Genomic DNA, 15,628 nt, shown 5'->3' with positions numbered 1-15,628 from the left:
GAATCTCTGTTACGCAAGACGTACCCGAGCGATGCGGTCCTAGGACAATCACTGCGTCCGTCACCCCCCCCTTCATGAATACGCCCCGTACCATCCGGAAAGATCCCGGCCAATGAAGCCACCAAGAGAGTCGATCTTCGTCCGATAGAAATCGACCAGAAAGGCCGCCAGAGACGCGCGAATCTCGGCCCCCGGTCCGGCAAATACTCGCCGGGCAAGCTCAGCATCCATCAGATCGGACCGCCCGTCCAAGCCGATGAATTCGGAAACTTCTCTCAGGAAACGTGCCGGCGACGATGCGAGATCATCGTAGAAGAACCACCGGAAACTCGTTCCCTCAGGAAAGTAGCGACTCCAGGTCCTGATCGTCCGCTCATAGTCTCCCCGAAGCACAGACCCCCTGGACTGGAAGTGATCTCTGAACCAGGCATCTGACGCCTCAGCAACCGTCATCTCCGACCGGCTCAAGGCCATCAGCGCCGAGGACCACGCGCGCTCGATCGGATTCCGCAAGATGAAGACAACCTTGGTCGACGGACATACCCGGGATATCTCGGCTACGGTTTCATCCTCGAGAATCGAGTAGGCGGGAGTAATGTCACCATTTATCCGATTGGGATCCGAGAACAGCCCGAGGTACCAGGCGACCGGTTGCGACGTACGCAAACCGTCCCAGTAATGAACCTCCTTCCCCGCCGGAAACGCGATTCGCGAATCCGCCCGCAACTGCTCATAGAGCCAAGTCGTTCCGGCCTTCTGAGCGCCTATGCACATGAAATTCAACACTGATAGCCGTACTCCTGAAGCAGGCTTCTCGCACCTCGTGCTTCCGCCGGCAGAGAATGCTGCCAATCAACCGGAAGTGCCCGCAGGGACTTCCTGAACTGCCGTTGATCCACTTTCCCGTGCTCAAGCCCAAATCCAACACGTCGATCCAAACGCTCCATCTCCTGCGCCGGGTTCAGGCAGAAGTCCTCGTACCGGATTCTCAGGTACTTGTCAGGCTGCAACCGAGCAAACCGCTCGCCCATGCGATTGACCGCTTCCCACACTGCCAAGGACCGGACCGGCCCATGCGCCAGGCGTTCGCCCTCAGGCCCGAGAATACGGTCACCGTGCAGAACGGCTTGGCGCTGATTCCCGGAGAATGCCATCTCCACTCCGTTTCGAACGACGTGCACGAAGAACAAGCCTTCGAGACAGCTGCTCAAGGGTTCGAGCATGAGGATCGACCTCGGATTCTTCAGCAACCAGCGTTGCCCGGGGGGCTTGCCCGCCAGATGCTCCTCGAGTGCGCGCCCCACCTTACGGCACCACTTCACCTTGTCGAAAGCATACGGGTCGCTCAGGTACTCATCGACACTCGTATCGTAGAGATCGGCAAATGGCAGGGAGTCATTGCTCACGTTCAGGCGAGACCCGGGGAAGACGCCTGCCATTCGCAGATAGTCCACAACGGCGCGAGTTCCCGAGCCCCCAAGCCCACCAATAACCACCGGCCATCCATCCATCAATGCCGCACAACTCATTCTTTGCCTCAATCCGACACGACGCAACCGCCAAGATCCACCGAGCCAAGAAACGTGTTCTTACTACCCTCGCAAACGATTCGACATACCCCGACATGCTTGTCCAGGAGTGTCGTGGCACTCTCGCTGCGGTCCTTCTCCAGCCGCACGGTCAAGGAATACTCACCGTCGGCAACCCGCATTGGCAAGGAAAACCGCGCTTCAACGGTCTGCGCGTCCCGCCAGACAATCTGATCGCCAGCCTCGCTGGCAACGAGACCATACAGGTTGTACCCCCTGATATCCCGCAGCACGATCGCCACACTGAGGCTGCCCCGATAGCTCGCAGGTACGTTTGCACGAACCATGACGGGCAATGTCTGGCCGAAACGGACACTGCCCGCGTCACCGTCCGTGCACACCTCGACTGAATCGATGAATGCCTGCTCGGAGCCGAATCTCACCCCGGACTCTGCCGAGCGCCAACTCAAGCTGGAGGCCCTGTCGGCGCCTCGCTGCCTGACGAGATAGTAATAGTGCTCGACGACGGTCTCTGGATCGCCGCTGGCCTCAATGCTGCCCTTGTTCAAGCAGATCGCGCTGGTACAGTAATTCTTGATCAACTGCAGATCATGCGCGGCGAGAACAATACTTGCGCCGCCATCGATCAGCTTCTCCAGCCGGTCGAGACACTTGGCCTGGAAACCAACGTCGCCTACCGCCAGTGCCTCATCCACAATCAGGAGATCTGGCTCCATTGCGGTCGATACAGAAAACGCAAGCCTCAGGAACATTCCCGACGAATACGTCTTCACTGGATCGTCGAGCGCTTCGCCCAGCTCGCTGAAGTCGGCAATGGCATCAAACCGGCGATCAACCTCCTCATCGGAAAGGCCATACATCGCCCCCATCAGCCGGATGTTCTCGCGTCCGGTCAGCTCAGGATCGACCCCTGCACCGAGTTCCAGCAAAGCCGTCACCCGCCCATGGACTTCGAGCGTTCCGCCCGTTGGCCGCAAGGTACCTGCGATCATCTGCAACAGTGTCGACTTCCCCGCCCCATTCGGCCCGATCAGTCCCAGGATCTCACCGCGCCGGAGTTCGAAGCTGACATTGTTTACTGCGAGCTTCGGGGGAACGGGTCGCCGGATGCCCAACAACTCGAACAGGCGATGTTTCGGCGTCTCATAGGATCGGTACGCCCGCTCCAGCGAAACGACACGCAGCAGCAACTCAGAGGACATCGGAAAAACCGCCTTTCAGACGCCTGAACCAGAACCAGCCGAACAGAAACACGACGCCTGCAATTACCCAGAACGAAATCACATCCCGAACCGAAGGCATCGAATCCTCCAGTACCAGTGCGCGCAGGCCCTCGATGACGTGGGTCAAAGGATTCATTAGGAGCCAGAACCGGACGCCCTCGGCCACCGACGACAAGGGGTAGAACACGGGCGTGAAGAACATCAGCGCAGACACTGCCAGCCCGATGACCTGCGCCGTGTCATGGACGTATACCGTCAGAGCGCTCAGGAACCAGCTCAATCCGGTCAGGCCGAGTGCGAGCGCAGGCAGATACAGCACGAGGAACACGAAACCGTTCTCGACGGGATATCCCTGCAGCCACAGGAAGGCGCAGAGCACGACGAAATTGATGAGAAAGTAGCCGGCACCGATCAGCACGCTCACGCCGGCGAGCAATTCGACCGGGAAAACCACCTTGCGTACCAGATGTGGCTTCTCGAGAATCAGCGTCGGAGCGCGTGTTACGACATCGGAGAAAAAGGAGAAAACGACAAAACCCGAGTACAAGAATAGCGGCAGGTCGTGCCCCCCCGCACCGCTCCCCCAGCGCAGCGGCATGACGAAGGAAAAGATGAAAGAGAAAACACCGATCATGAGAACCGGCTGAATAACCGGCCACAACATGCCCAACCACGACGAGCGGTAACGCGATGCTACCGTCGCCAGCGCCAATGAGTGGATCAAGCGCCGATTGCACCAGAACATCACCAGGGGATTGTGCAAGATGATTGATTGAAGCACGTCTGTCCGAACAGGAGATCAGGGTTTCCCGTAACAACAACGGAGCGATGTGGACGACACATCGCTCCGGGGTTCACTAAGCCAGATACCACGCACCGTCTGCGCGCGTTGACCTTGTGGTCACTTCAGGCGTTCGAGCTCCTGCGCGAAGAACTTGCGGAGCATCTCAAGATCGACGTCACTGGAAGCCTTCTCGCTCATCTCGCGATCCCAGCTCTCAAGAATCTTCTTCCGGTAGTCCGCGTCGATGCGAGCGATGATCGGCCCCTTCACTTCGTCGAACCCGCGCTCGCGGCGCTCAACCCGTTCGACAAGCTGAATGAGATGAAGCCCGAAGCGGGTCTCGACGATGTCGCTGAGCTCGCCAGGGCTCCGCAGGGCAAAGGCCGCACGCTCGAAGGGCTCGACCATCTTCCCACGCCCGAACAGGCCCAGATCCCCGCCCTCCGGCGCTGAGCCAGGATCTTGCGAATGCGCGATGGCCAACGCCTCAAAAGAATCACCCTGGCGGACACGTTCCCCGATCTGCCTGAGCTTCTCGATGGCCTCCGCCTTCTGTGCATCACCTTCGAATCTCAGCAGGATATGCCTGGCACGCACCTGCTCCGGCACGACGAACTCCGCCTTCCTAAGCAGGTACTCCTCGCGGGCGAGCTCGGTGAAGTCCGGTGGCTCCGTGCTGCGGGCAACGTGCTCGCGCACCACTTCTGCAAGGATCTGCTTGCGCGACTTCTCGATCCGCGCCTGGACCTTGGGATCGGCCGCCACACCCAGGGCCTCCGCCTCCCGTGCATACAGCTCCAGCCTGATCATGCCGTCTATCAGCGCAAGATGCTGCTGGGGGTCGGTCAGCACCCGCCTGATGACCGCATCCGGCACAAGCGACAGCTCCCTGCGCACGTCGCCTGCGGTGATGCTGACATCCTGGGCCGTGCCCAGCACGACCTTGTCATCAATTGCGTGAGAAAGCAGCGGAACGAAGCCTGCCAGAAGAACGATGAAACGGCGTTTCAGCATTGTTCGAAAACACTCCTGTCACTAGAAAAAGATCGAGGGGCCGAAAGCCCCCCGAAAGAATCACAACGATGGGATGGATCAGTTCGAGTACGTGAAGCCGCTCGGCAGCACGATACGGAAACGGCAGGCGTCGGCAGAGCTTCCACCGCAACGGGTAGCACCCGCCGTGCCGACCGCCGGCCTGACGTTCAGATAATACAGGGTGTTGGGCGCCAGCTGGCAGTGCGAACCCCAACTCGGTGTCCCAGTTGCCGGATCATATGCCGAAAGTGTGGTCGAGTTCAGCTTGCGGCAGCCCCCCGTCACCGAGTCGAAGTCCCCCGGCGTGGTGCTCAGCGAGATGTCGTAGTTATTCAAGCTTTCGCCGGTCTCGGAACGCGCGATCTGGAAGGAATGCGTCGCGTAGAAGGTACCCACTCCATAGGGCACCCGCATCGACCAAACCTCGCCTACCTTGACAGTGTCGTACAGGCTGCGCGAGCCGCCATAACGGCAGTTGTTGTACTGATCGGGCACGCAACGCGGCACGAACTGCTCGGTCCAGGCACCACGGTCGAACACGTAGGTCGTTGCGTTGGGCTTCCACACCGGCGTCAGCGGATCGGCACCGCCACCGCCGCCGGATTGCGCGGTAAACGTTGCCGTCACCGCGCGGTTATTGGCCATCGTCACCGTGCATGAGGTGCCGGATTGCGAGGAGCACCCCGTCCAGGCTGTAAAGTTCCACCCCGCCGCCGGCGCAGCGGTCAGCACCACGTTCGACGCGCTGTCGAAGTTCCCGGAACATTGCGCCCCGCAGTTGATCCCCGCCGGATTGCTGGTCACCGTGCCGCTTCCCTGGACGGTTACCGACAGCGCGTACTGCGCGGGTACTCCGCCGCCGCCATCTGGCACTTCAAGGCAGCCGGCCTGTACCTGGGCGCGCACCTGGCCGGTGGACACCACCACATCCCCCACCGTGGTACACGTCTTCTCGACGCCGCCTTCGGTCAGCACAAGCTGCACTTGGGCATGTGCGGCGCCAAGCGAGCACAGCAACGCTACAAGGAGCGAGTTCTTGATTGAATTCCACATAACATCACCTTCTGACCGAAAACGAAAAACGAAACCGATTTAATTCTAGCAAATCACGCGACACCTTCACGGATCGAGAGTGTAAAAAAAAAGGAGGGGCAGAGCCCCTCCTTTCTCTTACGTCAGCCTACGCTTACGGCGCGATGGAGGTCACGTAACCGTGGCTCCAGCCCATGCCGTAGTTCAGCACGGCGGAGGCGTTCATGCCGTTCTCCAGCGTGGTGGCGGCAAAGCCGATCACCGGCAGGCCCGTGAACACTGCACCAGCGGTGTTACCGGTCAGATCACCCGCGTTGGTGAAGTTGAGGCGCATCCAGCCGCTGTTGTAACCGGCCGCATCGACCGCAACGTTGGCCTGCAGCGGGGAGCCGAACACCGAGCTGTTCGCGAAGGTGATGACCTGGCTCTCGTAGCAGATGGTGTCAGCCGGAACTCCCGGAGGAGCCGGGGAGAAGCCCACACCAGAGACGGACACACGCTCGTCTTCTTCGCGGTCGAAGAAGCGGAAGCCAACCTGCACATCCGAGCAACCCACCGGCACCGACTGGAAGGTCGAGGCATCGTCGAACGGAGCGTTAGCCGCCACACGAGCGTCACCCACGTTGCTGGCCGGAGCGGTCGGTTCGCGCGAATCGACGTAGTAGTACTTGGTCGGGAAGGTCACAACCCAGTCGGTCTTGGCGTTGTTCACCGGGTTGACCGAGAACTGGTTGACCACCGCGGTGCGCGACAGCACTGCCGACACGGCGTTCGGACCGGCAGCGAAGTCGTCGATCACCGGAGTACCAGCGACGTTGTCGATGACTTCAGCAAGCGGCGGGTTCGCCTGATGCAGACCCGGCTGGGTGCTTTCCGGAATCACGACCAGGTTCTGGCCCGCGATACCAGCGCCATCAAGAGCACCGGCGCCCGGGTTGTAGAAGTTGGCCAGAACGGTCGGATCGTAGGAGATCGCCTTGCCTTCGGTGGCCTTGACCAGCGAGGCAGTGCCCTTCAGCACATTGATCGGCTCGAAGAAGGCAGCCTGGGTGGCAGCGATGTTGGCGGTCGAGAAAGCAGCGCGCACGGCGTTGCAATCACGGGGCACGCCATCAACGTGCTTGGAGTTGTGACCCACGGAAGCGGCAGCGAAGGTCAGATCCGGCGAGGCAGCACCCGGGTTGGTCGGCACCTGGTGACCCATCTGGATCACTTCGATGTAGCCTTCCTTGGTACGGGACAGATCGGTCGGACCACCGTCGTTCGGGCCAACACCGGTCTGGGTGATGTAGTCGAAGTTGGTGAAGTCGACATAGCGACGGCCGGTGCCGTCGTTCAGCGGCAGCAGTTCACCCGCGGTGCAAGAGGTGTCGCCGGTCACCAGACGGGCAACGGTGCCGTCGGGCGATTCGGTGACGGTGGCGTTCCACACGTCGTACGGGGACAGCACAACGTTGAAGTCGCGCGCGTCACGGGAGTTGTGGGCTTCGCGGAAGCGAATCTTGAACACAACAGCGTTTTCGCTGGTGTTGGTAATGCTGATGTTGGTGTCGAAGCCGTTGTTCACCGTGTAGTACGGGAACAGCAGCACTTCACCCAGCCCATTCTGCGACACGTTGACCGCCTGGGCGTGCGGAGCCATCAGCGCAGCAGAAGCCGCGATGGCCGCTACCACGGGTTTCACCCGGAAAGCCGACGAGAGAGTCTTCTTAATCACACTCATGTTGTAAATGTCCTCTTGCTAAACAATGATTCAAGGAATCGACAGTCGGCCTTACTCCTGAACCGACCCTCCTTACCGAGTCAAACGAGTGACGGGGGGGATTTAAGCACGATTTCCAAAATTTGCAAATACCATCTTTACCCCCCGCCGATCCGTGCCATTCAACGCGAACTGCTACTATGCCACCATTCACCACCCGCGCGAACCCAACTCTCTCGAACCGGGCGATCGACACGTATCAACGAACCGTCCGCCCCAAGGGTATGGTAGGCCATGAATATGCGAACGTCCGCAACATCGCCATCAACCACCACCTCCTTGACTTCGGCGCCGATGAAGCTGACAGCCGACCCCAAACGGCTGCGGAAGAGCTTTAAGGAGTGCGTTTCCCGGTACGCGGGGGTTTCGAACTCGTAGGCCCGTTCCGCTGCACCATCGACCAAGGCGTCCCAACGTTGCTGAGCTCTGGCAGCGATGCGCTCTTCGTCGGTTTGCTGGACGCTCGTTGTCGCACATGCGGCTACGACAACGCACGCTGCAAGCCCTAGAACACACCTCTGCAACAAGCTCAACACCACCGAACGCTCAGACCATAGCGCTAGTTTCAGCATGACCCATTTCTCTCCCATCAACAAGGTAAGTTGCAAATAAACAACAGCGAAGGCCGCGCACCACACGGCCATGAGCTTTCGAGCGCACCGCGGGCGCAAAGTTCACGGACTGGATCCGGGCGTATGCGGCGTCCTGGCGCGATCAGCGGGCGTCCGGCGCAGGATCGTCTGGCTGCCATCCACCAAGCTTGCGCAGCGACTCGCTCACTCGGTTACGCATCTCGTCGGTGACTGCGCGCAGGTCACTCTCGTTCCGGACGACTCGCGGCGTAATCATGACCAGCAGCTCGGTCCGGTTGCCCCGATTGGTGGTGGTAGAGAAGAGACTGCCAACCACGGGAATGTCCTGCAACAGGGGCACCCCCTGCTTGCCACGCGTGGAGTTGTCGCGAATCAGGCCGCCCATTACGACCGTCTCACCCGAGCGCACCGCCACCCTGCTCGAGAACTCACGCTGAAGGAAACTCCGCTGCCCTGTTGCAGTGTCGATCTGACCTACATCGGTAACCGCCTGCTGCACATCCATTGAGACCATACCGCCCGCGTTGACCGAAGGCGTTACGGCCAGGGCAACGCCCGTATCCTTGTATTGTATGGAGCTCGTCGTCACCCCGCCGTCCGTAACGGAGGTGGCCGAGCGGATCGGCTGCTGGTCGCCCACCTGGATGGTGGCGGTATGATTGTCCTGCACCAGAACACTGGGACTCGAGATCACGTTGATGAGGGATTTCTCGGCCAGCGCAGTCAGCACCGCGCGGACCTGTCCTGCCGAGTTAACGACGGAGTATGAGAAGCCCGGGTTGATCGGGCCAATGGCGCTGCTGCTGCCGCTGGTCAGCTGGCCCGTTCCCGACCACGATCCATGCGAGTCGTTGAAGTACCATTGCAGGCCGTACCGAAGGTCGTCTGTCAGGGTAACTTCAACAATGCTCGCTTCGATGAGCACCTGGGTCGGCGCAATGTCGAGGCGCTTCAAGGCGGCCTCGATCTTGCGGTACTCGGACGGCGGCGCGTACAGCAACAGGGCGTTGTTGCGCTCATCTGCAACGACACGCACACCGCCTTCGTCGAGCGTTGCCTGGGTGAACCCTCCCTCGGCACCTGCCGCGCTGCCAGCGCTCGCGCCGGCAGCCATCTGATTGCCGAACCCCTGAACCCCCAAGGCAGGGGCGATGGCGCGCTGCGCTCGCTGCGGAGCGGCGGAGGAAGACTGTGACTCTCCCCCAAGCACGGCGGCAAGCAAGGAGGCCAAATGCTTGGCTGTACCGTTCTGGACAGGGTAGACGTAAAGCTGCGGATCGCTGCCACCGCTGTGCGGCGTATCGAGCTTGGCAATCCACTCGCGCGCAATGTCGAGGTAATGGGCGCGGGGAGTAACGACGAGCAAAGCATTGAGACGCTCGATGGCTACGACCCTGATGACCCCGGCTATCGGCGGGGGGAGTTGCAGTGCTCCGGCCTTTGCTCCCGCCTGCGCCTCGGCCTGCGCACGCTGCCCGCCTCCCGCCGCCGCGGAGGATGTTGCTCCGGTACCCGCGAGGACAGCCCGGAGACCTGCTTCAACCTCAGCAACGGAGGTGTATTGGAGGGGAAACAGACCAAGCGACATGCCTTTCAGGATGTCGATATCGAACGTTGTGACGATCTCCAGCCAGCCATCCAGCTGCGTACGGGTTCCCGCCAGCACGAGCAGATTGCGGAAGCTGTCCACCCGGACGAGCGCCTCCGGAGTCACCACGGGCTTGAGGATATCGGCCATCTCGACCGCACCGACGTACTGGAGCGGAACGATGACCATGCTGTGCCCTGCAGGAAGGCTGGACGTACTCGAAAACGCCGGCGCGACACCCCTCAGCGTCTCGGGCCGCCCCACGTGATAGACACCGGCAGCATCTCGTGCAACGAGCAGCCCGTTGGCCTGCAACGCCGACTCGAAGACGGAAAACACCTGGTCACGCGGCAGATCCTTGAGCGTGTGCAGGGTTATCGAGCCACCTAGGGGCTGGTTGATCGAATAGGGCACCTTGAGGATGTCGCCCAGCACGGCATGGACGAAGTCCGTAACCGGCACCTGCTCAAAACGCAGCGAGACCTTCCCACCACTCAAACGCACCGAAGGCGTAGGACGGGGAGTGGCAAACATGCGATCGGTGCCACGAACAAGCACAGGCGCGCGACCACTTTCGTCCGGGCCGCCAGACGCATCGGCCGAATCCTCCGCGTCGTCGTGCAACGCATCCCGCTCAGTCTGATCAGCGCCAGGCTCCCCGGAATACCGCTCCTGGGCTGGCTCAGGTGACGTACTTGCTGCACGCTCGGGCGTTGCGGCACAGCCGCCGAGCATGATGGCGATCATGAAAACAGACAGCGAGGCTCGTAAGCGGACATTCATTCTCGTTACCCAATATCGCACGATGCGACCTAGTTTCTTTGACTGGCGCGGATTGCACCATTCGAAGGAGCCTCCACGACTGCCGGATCCAAGCGCGCGACGGGCAAGGCGTCGGACTGCGACCGCGGAGACGGGCTCGCTTCGCCCCCCGCACCCACGCCGGGCTTCGGCTCCGCCTGAGGCTCGACAGCACGAGCGGGGGCTGCCGGAGGCGCCACCGGGCCCGCAGGCTGGGGTTGGTGCTTGAGTTCGAGCGTCGCCCGCCCACCTTCCTTGCGGGAAAGCTCAAGCCTGAGACCGCTTACGGAGCGCAGCACCCACGGGCCGATACTCTCGCCGACCCGGAGACGAATCACTTTTCCCGCAACCTGAAAAACCCCCCCTCCTTCTGCGCCGGAACCAAAAAGCCCCAGGACCTTAACGTCTCGCAAGGGATCGGGTTCATCTTTGCTAGCTCCTTCCGCGACATCGGGGGCAGGAGGACGACGACTCTCACTGAACAAGGGACGCGCAGCGAGACTCTCTTCCGGAGCCAGTGCAAAGCGCGCGCCCGGAGACGACGGAAGCTGATATAGGCTCGCATCCGGAAGACGCGGCGGAGGTGGCGTCCAGCGCTTGTCGCCGGCTATCCAGATCGTTGCGGCACCGCCCAGCATCGCAGCACCAACCAGCAGGATCAGATGTACTGGTTTCGGCATCATGGCTTCAAATGGATGGCGCTCAATCTAAGCTGGACGCGCGCCTCGCCGGGATCCGGAGCGCCGCGACGCGAACGGACAGCGGTGACGGTGTACCCATCCACCTGAATCGAAGGCGACTGCGCTGCAAAGGCTACGATCAAGTCACGCAGGGCAGCCGGCGAAGCGTTCAAGGTCACCGTAAGCGGAACAACCTCGAAGCCGTCCGAAGGCTGAGTGGGCAGTATCTGACTGCCGCTAACGCTCAGACCGGACGCAGCAGCCAGCCCGCGCACCCGCTGCTGCAGATCCGCGCCTACCCTGTCAAGCGGATAGTCGACGGGGTAAGCATGGCGCTGCAGGTACCCCTGCGCCCGCGCCAGAGCCGACTCAATGCGCGACGCGGACTCCCGCAGCCCCAGCAGCCGGGCGTAGCGAAACTCCAGCTCATCCCTGGCCTGTGCCGCCCAGTTATAGCGGAACAAAACCTGATCCACCACCGGCAACATGAGGACGAGCGCGCCCAGCGCCGTTACGGACAGCGCGACTTTGGCACGCCGACTCAGACTCATCGCTCTCGCTCCGATACACCCTGGGCATCGGATGCTTCCGGGGGCGCCACCAGGTTGAACTCGATAGCGAAGGTCTCCCGCCCGTCCGGGGTACGCGTAATCGCACCCGGCGTGCGAACGGCGTCGATACCTTGAGTTCGTCCAAGCGCCGCGATCAGCTCAGCCGCATTTGCGGCAACCCCTCCAATACGGATGACGTCTCCCGCCGCTTCGAGGCGGGTCAGATACGCGGTATCGGGCAGCGTGATGGTAAGCGTGTCAAGCAGGCGAGCGAGGTCAGGGCGCTCGGCCAGCGATCCATGCATCGCAGCAATGCGCTGAGCCGCGTGCACGAGCGCTTCGCGCTGTTCAGCGACCGCGGCGGTCTCCTGCATCAGGCGCGCATACTGCGCCTGGGCATCGAACACCCGCTCACGCTCAAGCATGAAGGGCGCCGCGACAAGCGCCAGCAGCGCCAGCACCGAAAACAGGATGGCACCAATGATCTGCATGCGCTTGCGGACTTCACGCCGATGACGCAGCGGCTCACCGAACCCTCGGATGACCACCGCTCCCTGCCCTCCCGGCATCGCCCAGACCTCTGGGGGGCGCTCAGGATCGAAGCCGGCTGCAATCAACTGCCGCGTCACGTGCGGACGGGCGGCAATCACGAGGGTGATGTCAAGACGGGCGTCTGACCGCCGACTGGCTCGCCACCCCCAGACGGTTTGCTCTGCGGGAAACGGCGTACTGGACAGAACATCGAGTTCAATTGCCGCTTCCAGGTCTTCCGCGACCAGGTCGGGCAGCACCAGATCCCGCACCAGCATCGCGTCCTCGTCCAGCACATGCGCGTGCAAGCCAGCCACATGGGTGCTCGGGGGAAGTTCCCGCTCCCATGCACCGCAACACACCACCTGCCTGCCATCGGACATTCGGACACGCACCGCCTCGCTCGGCGCCAACCAGGCAAGCGGCCGCCACTCCAGGGCCTCAAGCCAGCCTTGTCGATAATTTCGCCAGACCTTGCCGAGATCCAGTCCGAACAGTGAAAGTTGTCCAGCATCGCGAGCCATGCAGCTACTCCTGCGCCCCTGCGCGCACGGCCTCGACCGCAAGTTCGCGCCACGGCACACCGCCCGCGCCAGGGGCTGCCAGATCTATCCAGAGCACGCGCGTCAGCCGCATTCCGTCCACTGTTCGACTCGCCTCCATTCGATACAGACTGTCCGAGGTTGATGCCAGAAACTGTTGCTCCAGCGCCGTGGTGTCAATGACGGGATCGTCAGCCAGGCGCGCTGCAAGAATGCCATCGACCAAGTCGAGACGCCCCTTGGCGAGCACGGCGAGCACTCCGGCCGGCGCATACCTGGGATCGACCCCGGACATGGCACCATGGACGGTAACCAAACTGCGGATTCTATCATGAACGTCAAGACTCACTCCGAGCACCTGAACGAGATCGTCCACCGTTGCAAAGCCCCCTCCTCGGGTAAGGAAGGGCGTTCCCGCGGCAACGTACTGGTCGTTCTCGGCACCCGACGGCAGCGCTGCATCGTCCGGGTCGCGCCAATCCAGGATCCGGCTGGCCAGAACCGTAGCTTGCTGGTCGGGTAGACCAGCCGCATGAACAAAGAGCGCATGGAGAAGCTCAAGCGGAGCGGCATTCAGATTGATGAAACCACCTGCGGGAACCGCACTGACAGTCAGAATCTGGCCTGCGAAGCTTACGTCGGCGCGAAACGGGCGCACCTGCCGTTCGGTCGCATACTTGAGCTGCACGGCAACTCGGCGTATTGCGGCATCGCCCAAGGCCGCATGCTCGACGAACAGCCGGTGATTGACCGCTCCACGCAGATCCGCCCGGTTACCGGCGATAAGCGCGGTGACCAGTACGGCCAGCGCCGCGACAAGCCACATGACGACAACCAGCGCGACCCCGCGGACATCCCGGCTAAAGCCGACATGCGAGGTACTGGTGACGCGGACTGAGAGCGAGGCTTCCATCATGCGTCAGGCAACCCGATCAGGACGCGTTCGGTCACGACCGCCGCGGGACGCGGCTGATCGGTCGAATTGAGCAACCTGACGACAAGCGGTGGCCAGGTACGACCTCGCAGCGACAGCGCAAGGTGAAGCACTTCCGGAAGTACCGTTTCGTTCTGCCATTCCTGCGTCCATTGCGCCTCACGGACACCGAGGTAATGCACCCGCATGGATGTGACGCCGTCCAGAAGCACGCGGGGCTCGAATGCCTCCCAATCGGGCACCTTTTCGGGCCCTCGATAGGCAGCCATGTAGAGCACGAGACGGTGATGGTCCACCCCTGTTGCTTCGAGTTGCAGGCGCAGATGCATCACCCCCCCGACACCGTGACGTGCGGGCAGCACACCCAACCATTCGATAGATTGAGGCCCACCCTGGAGCCACACTGTCTGCGATTCGGCGTCCAACGCAACGCGTTGCGAGGACGAGGCGCTCGCGAGGGAGCTCTGAAGCAAGGCACTGACGAGACGCAGATCATCATTCACCAAGGCCTGCGCCTCTAGTCGCTCGCCAGTCTGCCCGATGCTACGCAGCGCACCGAGCAAACCGAGCACGATGAGCGAGAGCAGTGTCAGTGCAACGACGACTTCCACCAATGTGAAGCCGCCTTGCCCGTGACCGGATGCGTGTAGCCGTTTCATGGACTGAGTCGCTCGGGCACCAGCGTGAGAAGCACCGCGTGTCGACGTTCGCCACGTTCGGACCATTCGACGTGGGCTTCGATCTGCTGCAAACCGACAGGCGGGAGCGGATCAAGCGCAAGAGGGTAGGGCTCGCTGCTCAGGCGCCAGTCGAACTCGCCATCTACGGTCGAGCCCTGGGCATGAAGCCCCTCGCGGGGCACACTGGCGTGCAACGCCAGAAGGGATTGTGCGAGGATAAGCGCCCGACTGCTGCGATCCGTCGCCTGCGCGCCGCGCACACTGCCGCCAGCAGCGTTGTACAGCACACCAAGCGAGAGCGCCATGATGGAAAAGGCGACTAGCACCTCCAGCAGGGAGAAGCCGCGCACCCGCTTGGACGAAGTCCGCTTGAACGTCATCCTTCGTGAGTGCGCTGTGAGATACGACCGAGCAGCCAGTCCACCTGGATGCGCACACCGCTGCCGCCCGGACGCAGGATGTCGATCAACCCTCCTGTAGAGCTACCGTCCGGATAGAAGCGGATTGCTGCGCTTGTAGCAGCACCTTCAGAATCGGCCACCAACAACTGCAATTCGACCTGCTCCGGATAGCGCTCCAGCCTGCCCTCAACGCCATATTCGCGGCTTTCGAGTTCAACCTGGAACGCCACATCGCGCCCAAGCCTCATTGCTTCAAGACGGGCGTATTTGAGTCCCGTCAGGACGTTGCGTACAGCAGCCCGGTATTGCATCGAATCGTACGCCTTGACGACTGCAAACGGCATGCTGACCACCAACAGCGCCGCGATAGCCAGCGCCACCATCAACTCGAGCAGAGTAAACCCACGCATTGGATCCCGAGTGGGCGACCAGTGAGCAGGAGCACCAAGACTCACAGCCAGTTGCCGATATCAGCGTTCTCGCCTTCGCCACCCACGGCGTTGTCCGCACCGTAGGAATAGATATCGATGTCGCCGTTTCGCCCAGGCACATCGTAGCGGTACGGGTTACCCCAAGGGTCGGACGGCACGCCGCCTTTGCGCAAGTACGGACCATTCCATCCTGCGGGCGCACTAGCAGGACGCGTCACGAGAGCCTCCAGGCCCTCCTCACGGGTCGGGAAACGGCCAATGTCGAGTTTGAAGAGCTCTGCAGCTTGCTCAAGGTCCTTAATCTGCACCGCGGCGGTCTTGCTCTTTGCACCACCGAGTTGGCTGAGTACGCGCGGCCCGACCAAACCGGCCAGTAGGCCGAGGATGGCCAGGACGACCAGAATCTCCACCAAGGTGAAGCCAAGCGATGGACGGCGGGGGAGGGAGACTTGGTTCATTGCACTTCCAAAAAAACGCCACGCGGCGAAGCGGTTCGCAATTGTAAGGCAG

At 61.7% G+C, this 15,628-nt stretch carries 16 protein-coding genes; all 16 read right to left on the bottom strand.

The window, feature by feature from the left end:
• Positions 1-72 precede the first annotated feature (72 nt).
• Positions 73-786 (bottom strand): sulfotransferase, encoded by a 714-nt coding sequence (locus tag IAI53_RS00255; protein ID WP_187716180.1) that lies wholly within the window; start codon positions 784-786, stop codon positions 73-75.
• Positions 780-1,439, bottom strand: coding sequence for a sulfotransferase (locus tag IAI53_RS00250; protein WP_187716179.1), 660 nt, complete (start codon positions 1,437-1,439; stop codon positions 780-782). The genes IAI53_RS00255 and IAI53_RS00250 overlap by 7 nt, the downstream gene beginning before the upstream one ends.
• 98 nt (positions 1,440-1,537) lie before the next feature.
• On the bottom strand, positions 1,538-2,752 hold the full coding sequence (locus IAI53_RS00245; protein WP_187716178.1) for an ABC transporter ATP-binding protein: 1,215 nt from the start codon (positions 2,750-2,752) through the stop codon (positions 1,538-1,540).
• On the bottom strand, positions 2,742-3,536 hold the full coding sequence (locus IAI53_RS00240; RefSeq protein ID WP_187716177.1) for an ABC transporter permease: 795 nt from the start codon (positions 3,534-3,536) through the stop codon (positions 2,742-2,744). The genes IAI53_RS00245 and IAI53_RS00240 overlap by 11 nt, the downstream gene beginning before the upstream one ends.
• Before the next feature lie 138 nt (positions 3,537-3,674).
• Positions 3,675-4,571 carry a peptidylprolyl isomerase gene (locus tag IAI53_RS00235; RefSeq protein WP_187716176.1) on the bottom strand — a complete coding sequence of 299 codons (897 nt, stop codon included), beginning with the start codon at positions 4,569-4,571 and terminating at the stop codon, positions 3,675-3,677.
• Between the two features lie 78 nt (positions 4,572-4,649).
• Positions 4,650-5,645 (bottom strand): InlB B-repeat-containing protein, encoded by a 996-nt coding sequence (locus IAI53_RS00230; RefSeq protein WP_187716175.1) that lies wholly within the window; start codon positions 5,643-5,645, stop codon positions 4,650-4,652.
• 133 nt (positions 5,646-5,778) lie between these two features.
• Positions 5,779-7,347 (bottom strand): hypothetical protein, encoded by a 1,569-nt coding sequence (locus IAI53_RS00225; protein ID WP_187716174.1) that lies wholly within the window; start codon positions 7,345-7,347, stop codon positions 5,779-5,781.
• Between the two features lie 161 nt (positions 7,348-7,508).
• A complete protein-coding gene (locus tag IAI53_RS00220; RefSeq protein WP_187716173.1) occupies positions 7,509-8,030 on the bottom strand; it encodes a hypothetical protein in 522 nt (173 codons plus the stop codon).
• A 70-nt stretch (positions 8,031-8,100) separates the two neighbouring features.
• Positions 8,101-10,314, bottom strand: a complete 2,214-nt coding sequence (gene gspD / locus IAI53_RS00215; RefSeq protein WP_222948125.1) for a type II secretion system secretin GspD — start codon at positions 10,312-10,314, stop codon at positions 8,101-8,103.
• 733 nt (positions 10,315-11,047) lie between these two features.
• Positions 11,048-11,599, bottom strand: coding sequence for a type II secretion system protein GspM (gene gspM / locus IAI53_RS00210; protein WP_187716171.1), 552 nt, complete (start codon positions 11,597-11,599; stop codon positions 11,048-11,050).
• A complete protein-coding gene (locus IAI53_RS00205) occupies positions 11,596-12,654 on the bottom strand; it encodes a PilN domain-containing protein (RefSeq protein ID WP_187716170.1) in 1,059 nt (352 codons plus the stop codon). The genes gspM and IAI53_RS00205 overlap by 4 nt, the downstream gene beginning before the upstream one ends.
• A gap of 4 nt (positions 12,655-12,658) precedes the next feature.
• Positions 12,659-13,588 (bottom strand): type II secretion system minor pseudopilin, encoded by a 930-nt coding sequence (locus IAI53_RS00200; protein WP_187716169.1) that lies wholly within the window; start codon positions 13,586-13,588, stop codon positions 12,659-12,661.
• Positions 13,585-14,265, bottom strand: a complete 681-nt coding sequence (locus IAI53_RS00195) for a prepilin-type N-terminal cleavage/methylation domain-containing protein (RefSeq protein ID WP_187716168.1) — start codon at positions 14,263-14,265, stop codon at positions 13,585-13,587. The genes IAI53_RS00200 and IAI53_RS00195 overlap by 4 nt, the downstream gene beginning before the upstream one ends.
• Positions 14,262-14,666, bottom strand: a complete 405-nt coding sequence (locus tag IAI53_RS00190; RefSeq protein WP_187716167.1) for a type IV pilus modification PilV family protein — start codon at positions 14,664-14,666, stop codon at positions 14,262-14,264. Before IAI53_RS00190 ends, IAI53_RS00195 begins: the two co-directional genes overlap by 4 nt.
• Positions 14,663-15,097 carry a GspH/FimT family pseudopilin gene (locus tag IAI53_RS00185; protein WP_187716166.1) on the bottom strand — a complete coding sequence of 145 codons (435 nt, stop codon included), beginning with the start codon at positions 15,095-15,097 and terminating at the stop codon, positions 14,663-14,665. Before IAI53_RS00185 ends, IAI53_RS00190 begins: the two co-directional genes overlap by 4 nt.
• A 41-nt stretch (positions 15,098-15,138) precedes the next feature.
• Complete coding sequence (gene gspG, locus IAI53_RS00180; RefSeq protein WP_187716165.1) at positions 15,139-15,576, bottom strand: type II secretion system major pseudopilin GspG; 438 nt, start codon at positions 15,574-15,576, stop codon at positions 15,139-15,141.
• Positions 15,577-15,628: the final 52 nt, after the last annotated feature.

Source organism: Thauera sedimentorum, from assembly GCF_014489115.1.
Taxonomy (GTDB): Bacteria; Pseudomonadota; Gammaproteobacteria; order Burkholderiales; family Rhodocyclaceae; genus Pseudothauera; species Pseudothauera sedimentorum.
This window is presented reverse-complemented; position numbering and strand designations above follow the sequence as displayed.

What these genes read in the sequence shown, in the direction of transcription:
- IAI53_RS00250 (WP_187716179.1), bottom strand. Translation starts at nt 1,439, where the DNA reads ATGGCAGGCGTCTTCCCCGGGTCTCGCCTGAACGTGAGCAATGACTCC.
- IAI53_RS00245 (WP_187716178.1), bottom strand. Translation starts at nt 2,752, where the DNA reads ATGTCCTCTGAGTTGCTGCTGCGTGTCGTTTCGCTGGAGCGGGCGTAC.
- IAI53_RS00235 (WP_187716176.1), bottom strand. Translation starts at nt 4,571, where the DNA reads ATGCTGAAACGCCGTTTCATCGTTCTTCTGGCAGGCTTCGTTCCGCTG.
- IAI53_RS00230 (WP_187716175.1), bottom strand. Translation starts at nt 5,645, where the DNA reads ATGTGGAATTCAATCAAGAACTCGCTCCTTGTAGCGTTGCTGTGCTCG.
- IAI53_RS00225 (WP_187716174.1), bottom strand. Translation starts at nt 7,347, where the DNA reads ATGAGTGTGATTAAGAAGACTCTCTCGTCGGCTTTCCGGGTGAAACCC.
- IAI53_RS00220 (WP_187716173.1), bottom strand. Translation starts at nt 8,030, where the DNA reads ATGGCCGTGTGGTGCGCGGCCTTCGCTGTTGTTTATTTGCAACTTACC.
- gspD (WP_222948125.1), bottom strand. Translation starts at nt 10,314, where the DNA reads ATGATCGCCATCATGCTCGGCGGCTGTGCCGCAACGCCCGAGCGTGCA.
- gspM (WP_187716171.1), bottom strand. Translation starts at nt 11,599, where the DNA reads ATGAGTCTGAGTCGGCGTGCCAAAGTCGCGCTGTCCGTAACGGCGCTG.
- IAI53_RS00205 (WP_187716170.1), bottom strand. Translation starts at nt 12,654, where the DNA reads ATGGCTCGCGATGCTGGACAACTTTCACTGTTCGGACTGGATCTCGGC.
- IAI53_RS00200 (WP_187716169.1), bottom strand. Translation starts at nt 13,588, where the DNA reads ATGATGGAAGCCTCGCTCTCAGTCCGCGTCACCAGTACCTCGCATGTC.
- IAI53_RS00195 (WP_187716168.1), bottom strand. Translation starts at nt 14,265, where the DNA reads ATGAAACGGCTACACGCATCCGGTCACGGGCAAGGCGGCTTCACATTG.
- IAI53_RS00190 (WP_187716167.1), bottom strand. Translation starts at nt 14,666, where the DNA reads ATGACGTTCAAGCGGACTTCGTCCAAGCGGGTGCGCGGCTTCTCCCTG.
- IAI53_RS00185 (WP_187716166.1), bottom strand. Translation starts at nt 15,097, where the DNA reads ATGCGTGGGTTTACTCTGCTCGAGTTGATGGTGGCGCTGGCTATCGCG.
- gspG (WP_187716165.1), bottom strand. Translation starts at nt 15,576, where the DNA reads ATGAACCAAGTCTCCCTCCCCCGCCGTCCATCGCTTGGCTTCACCTTG.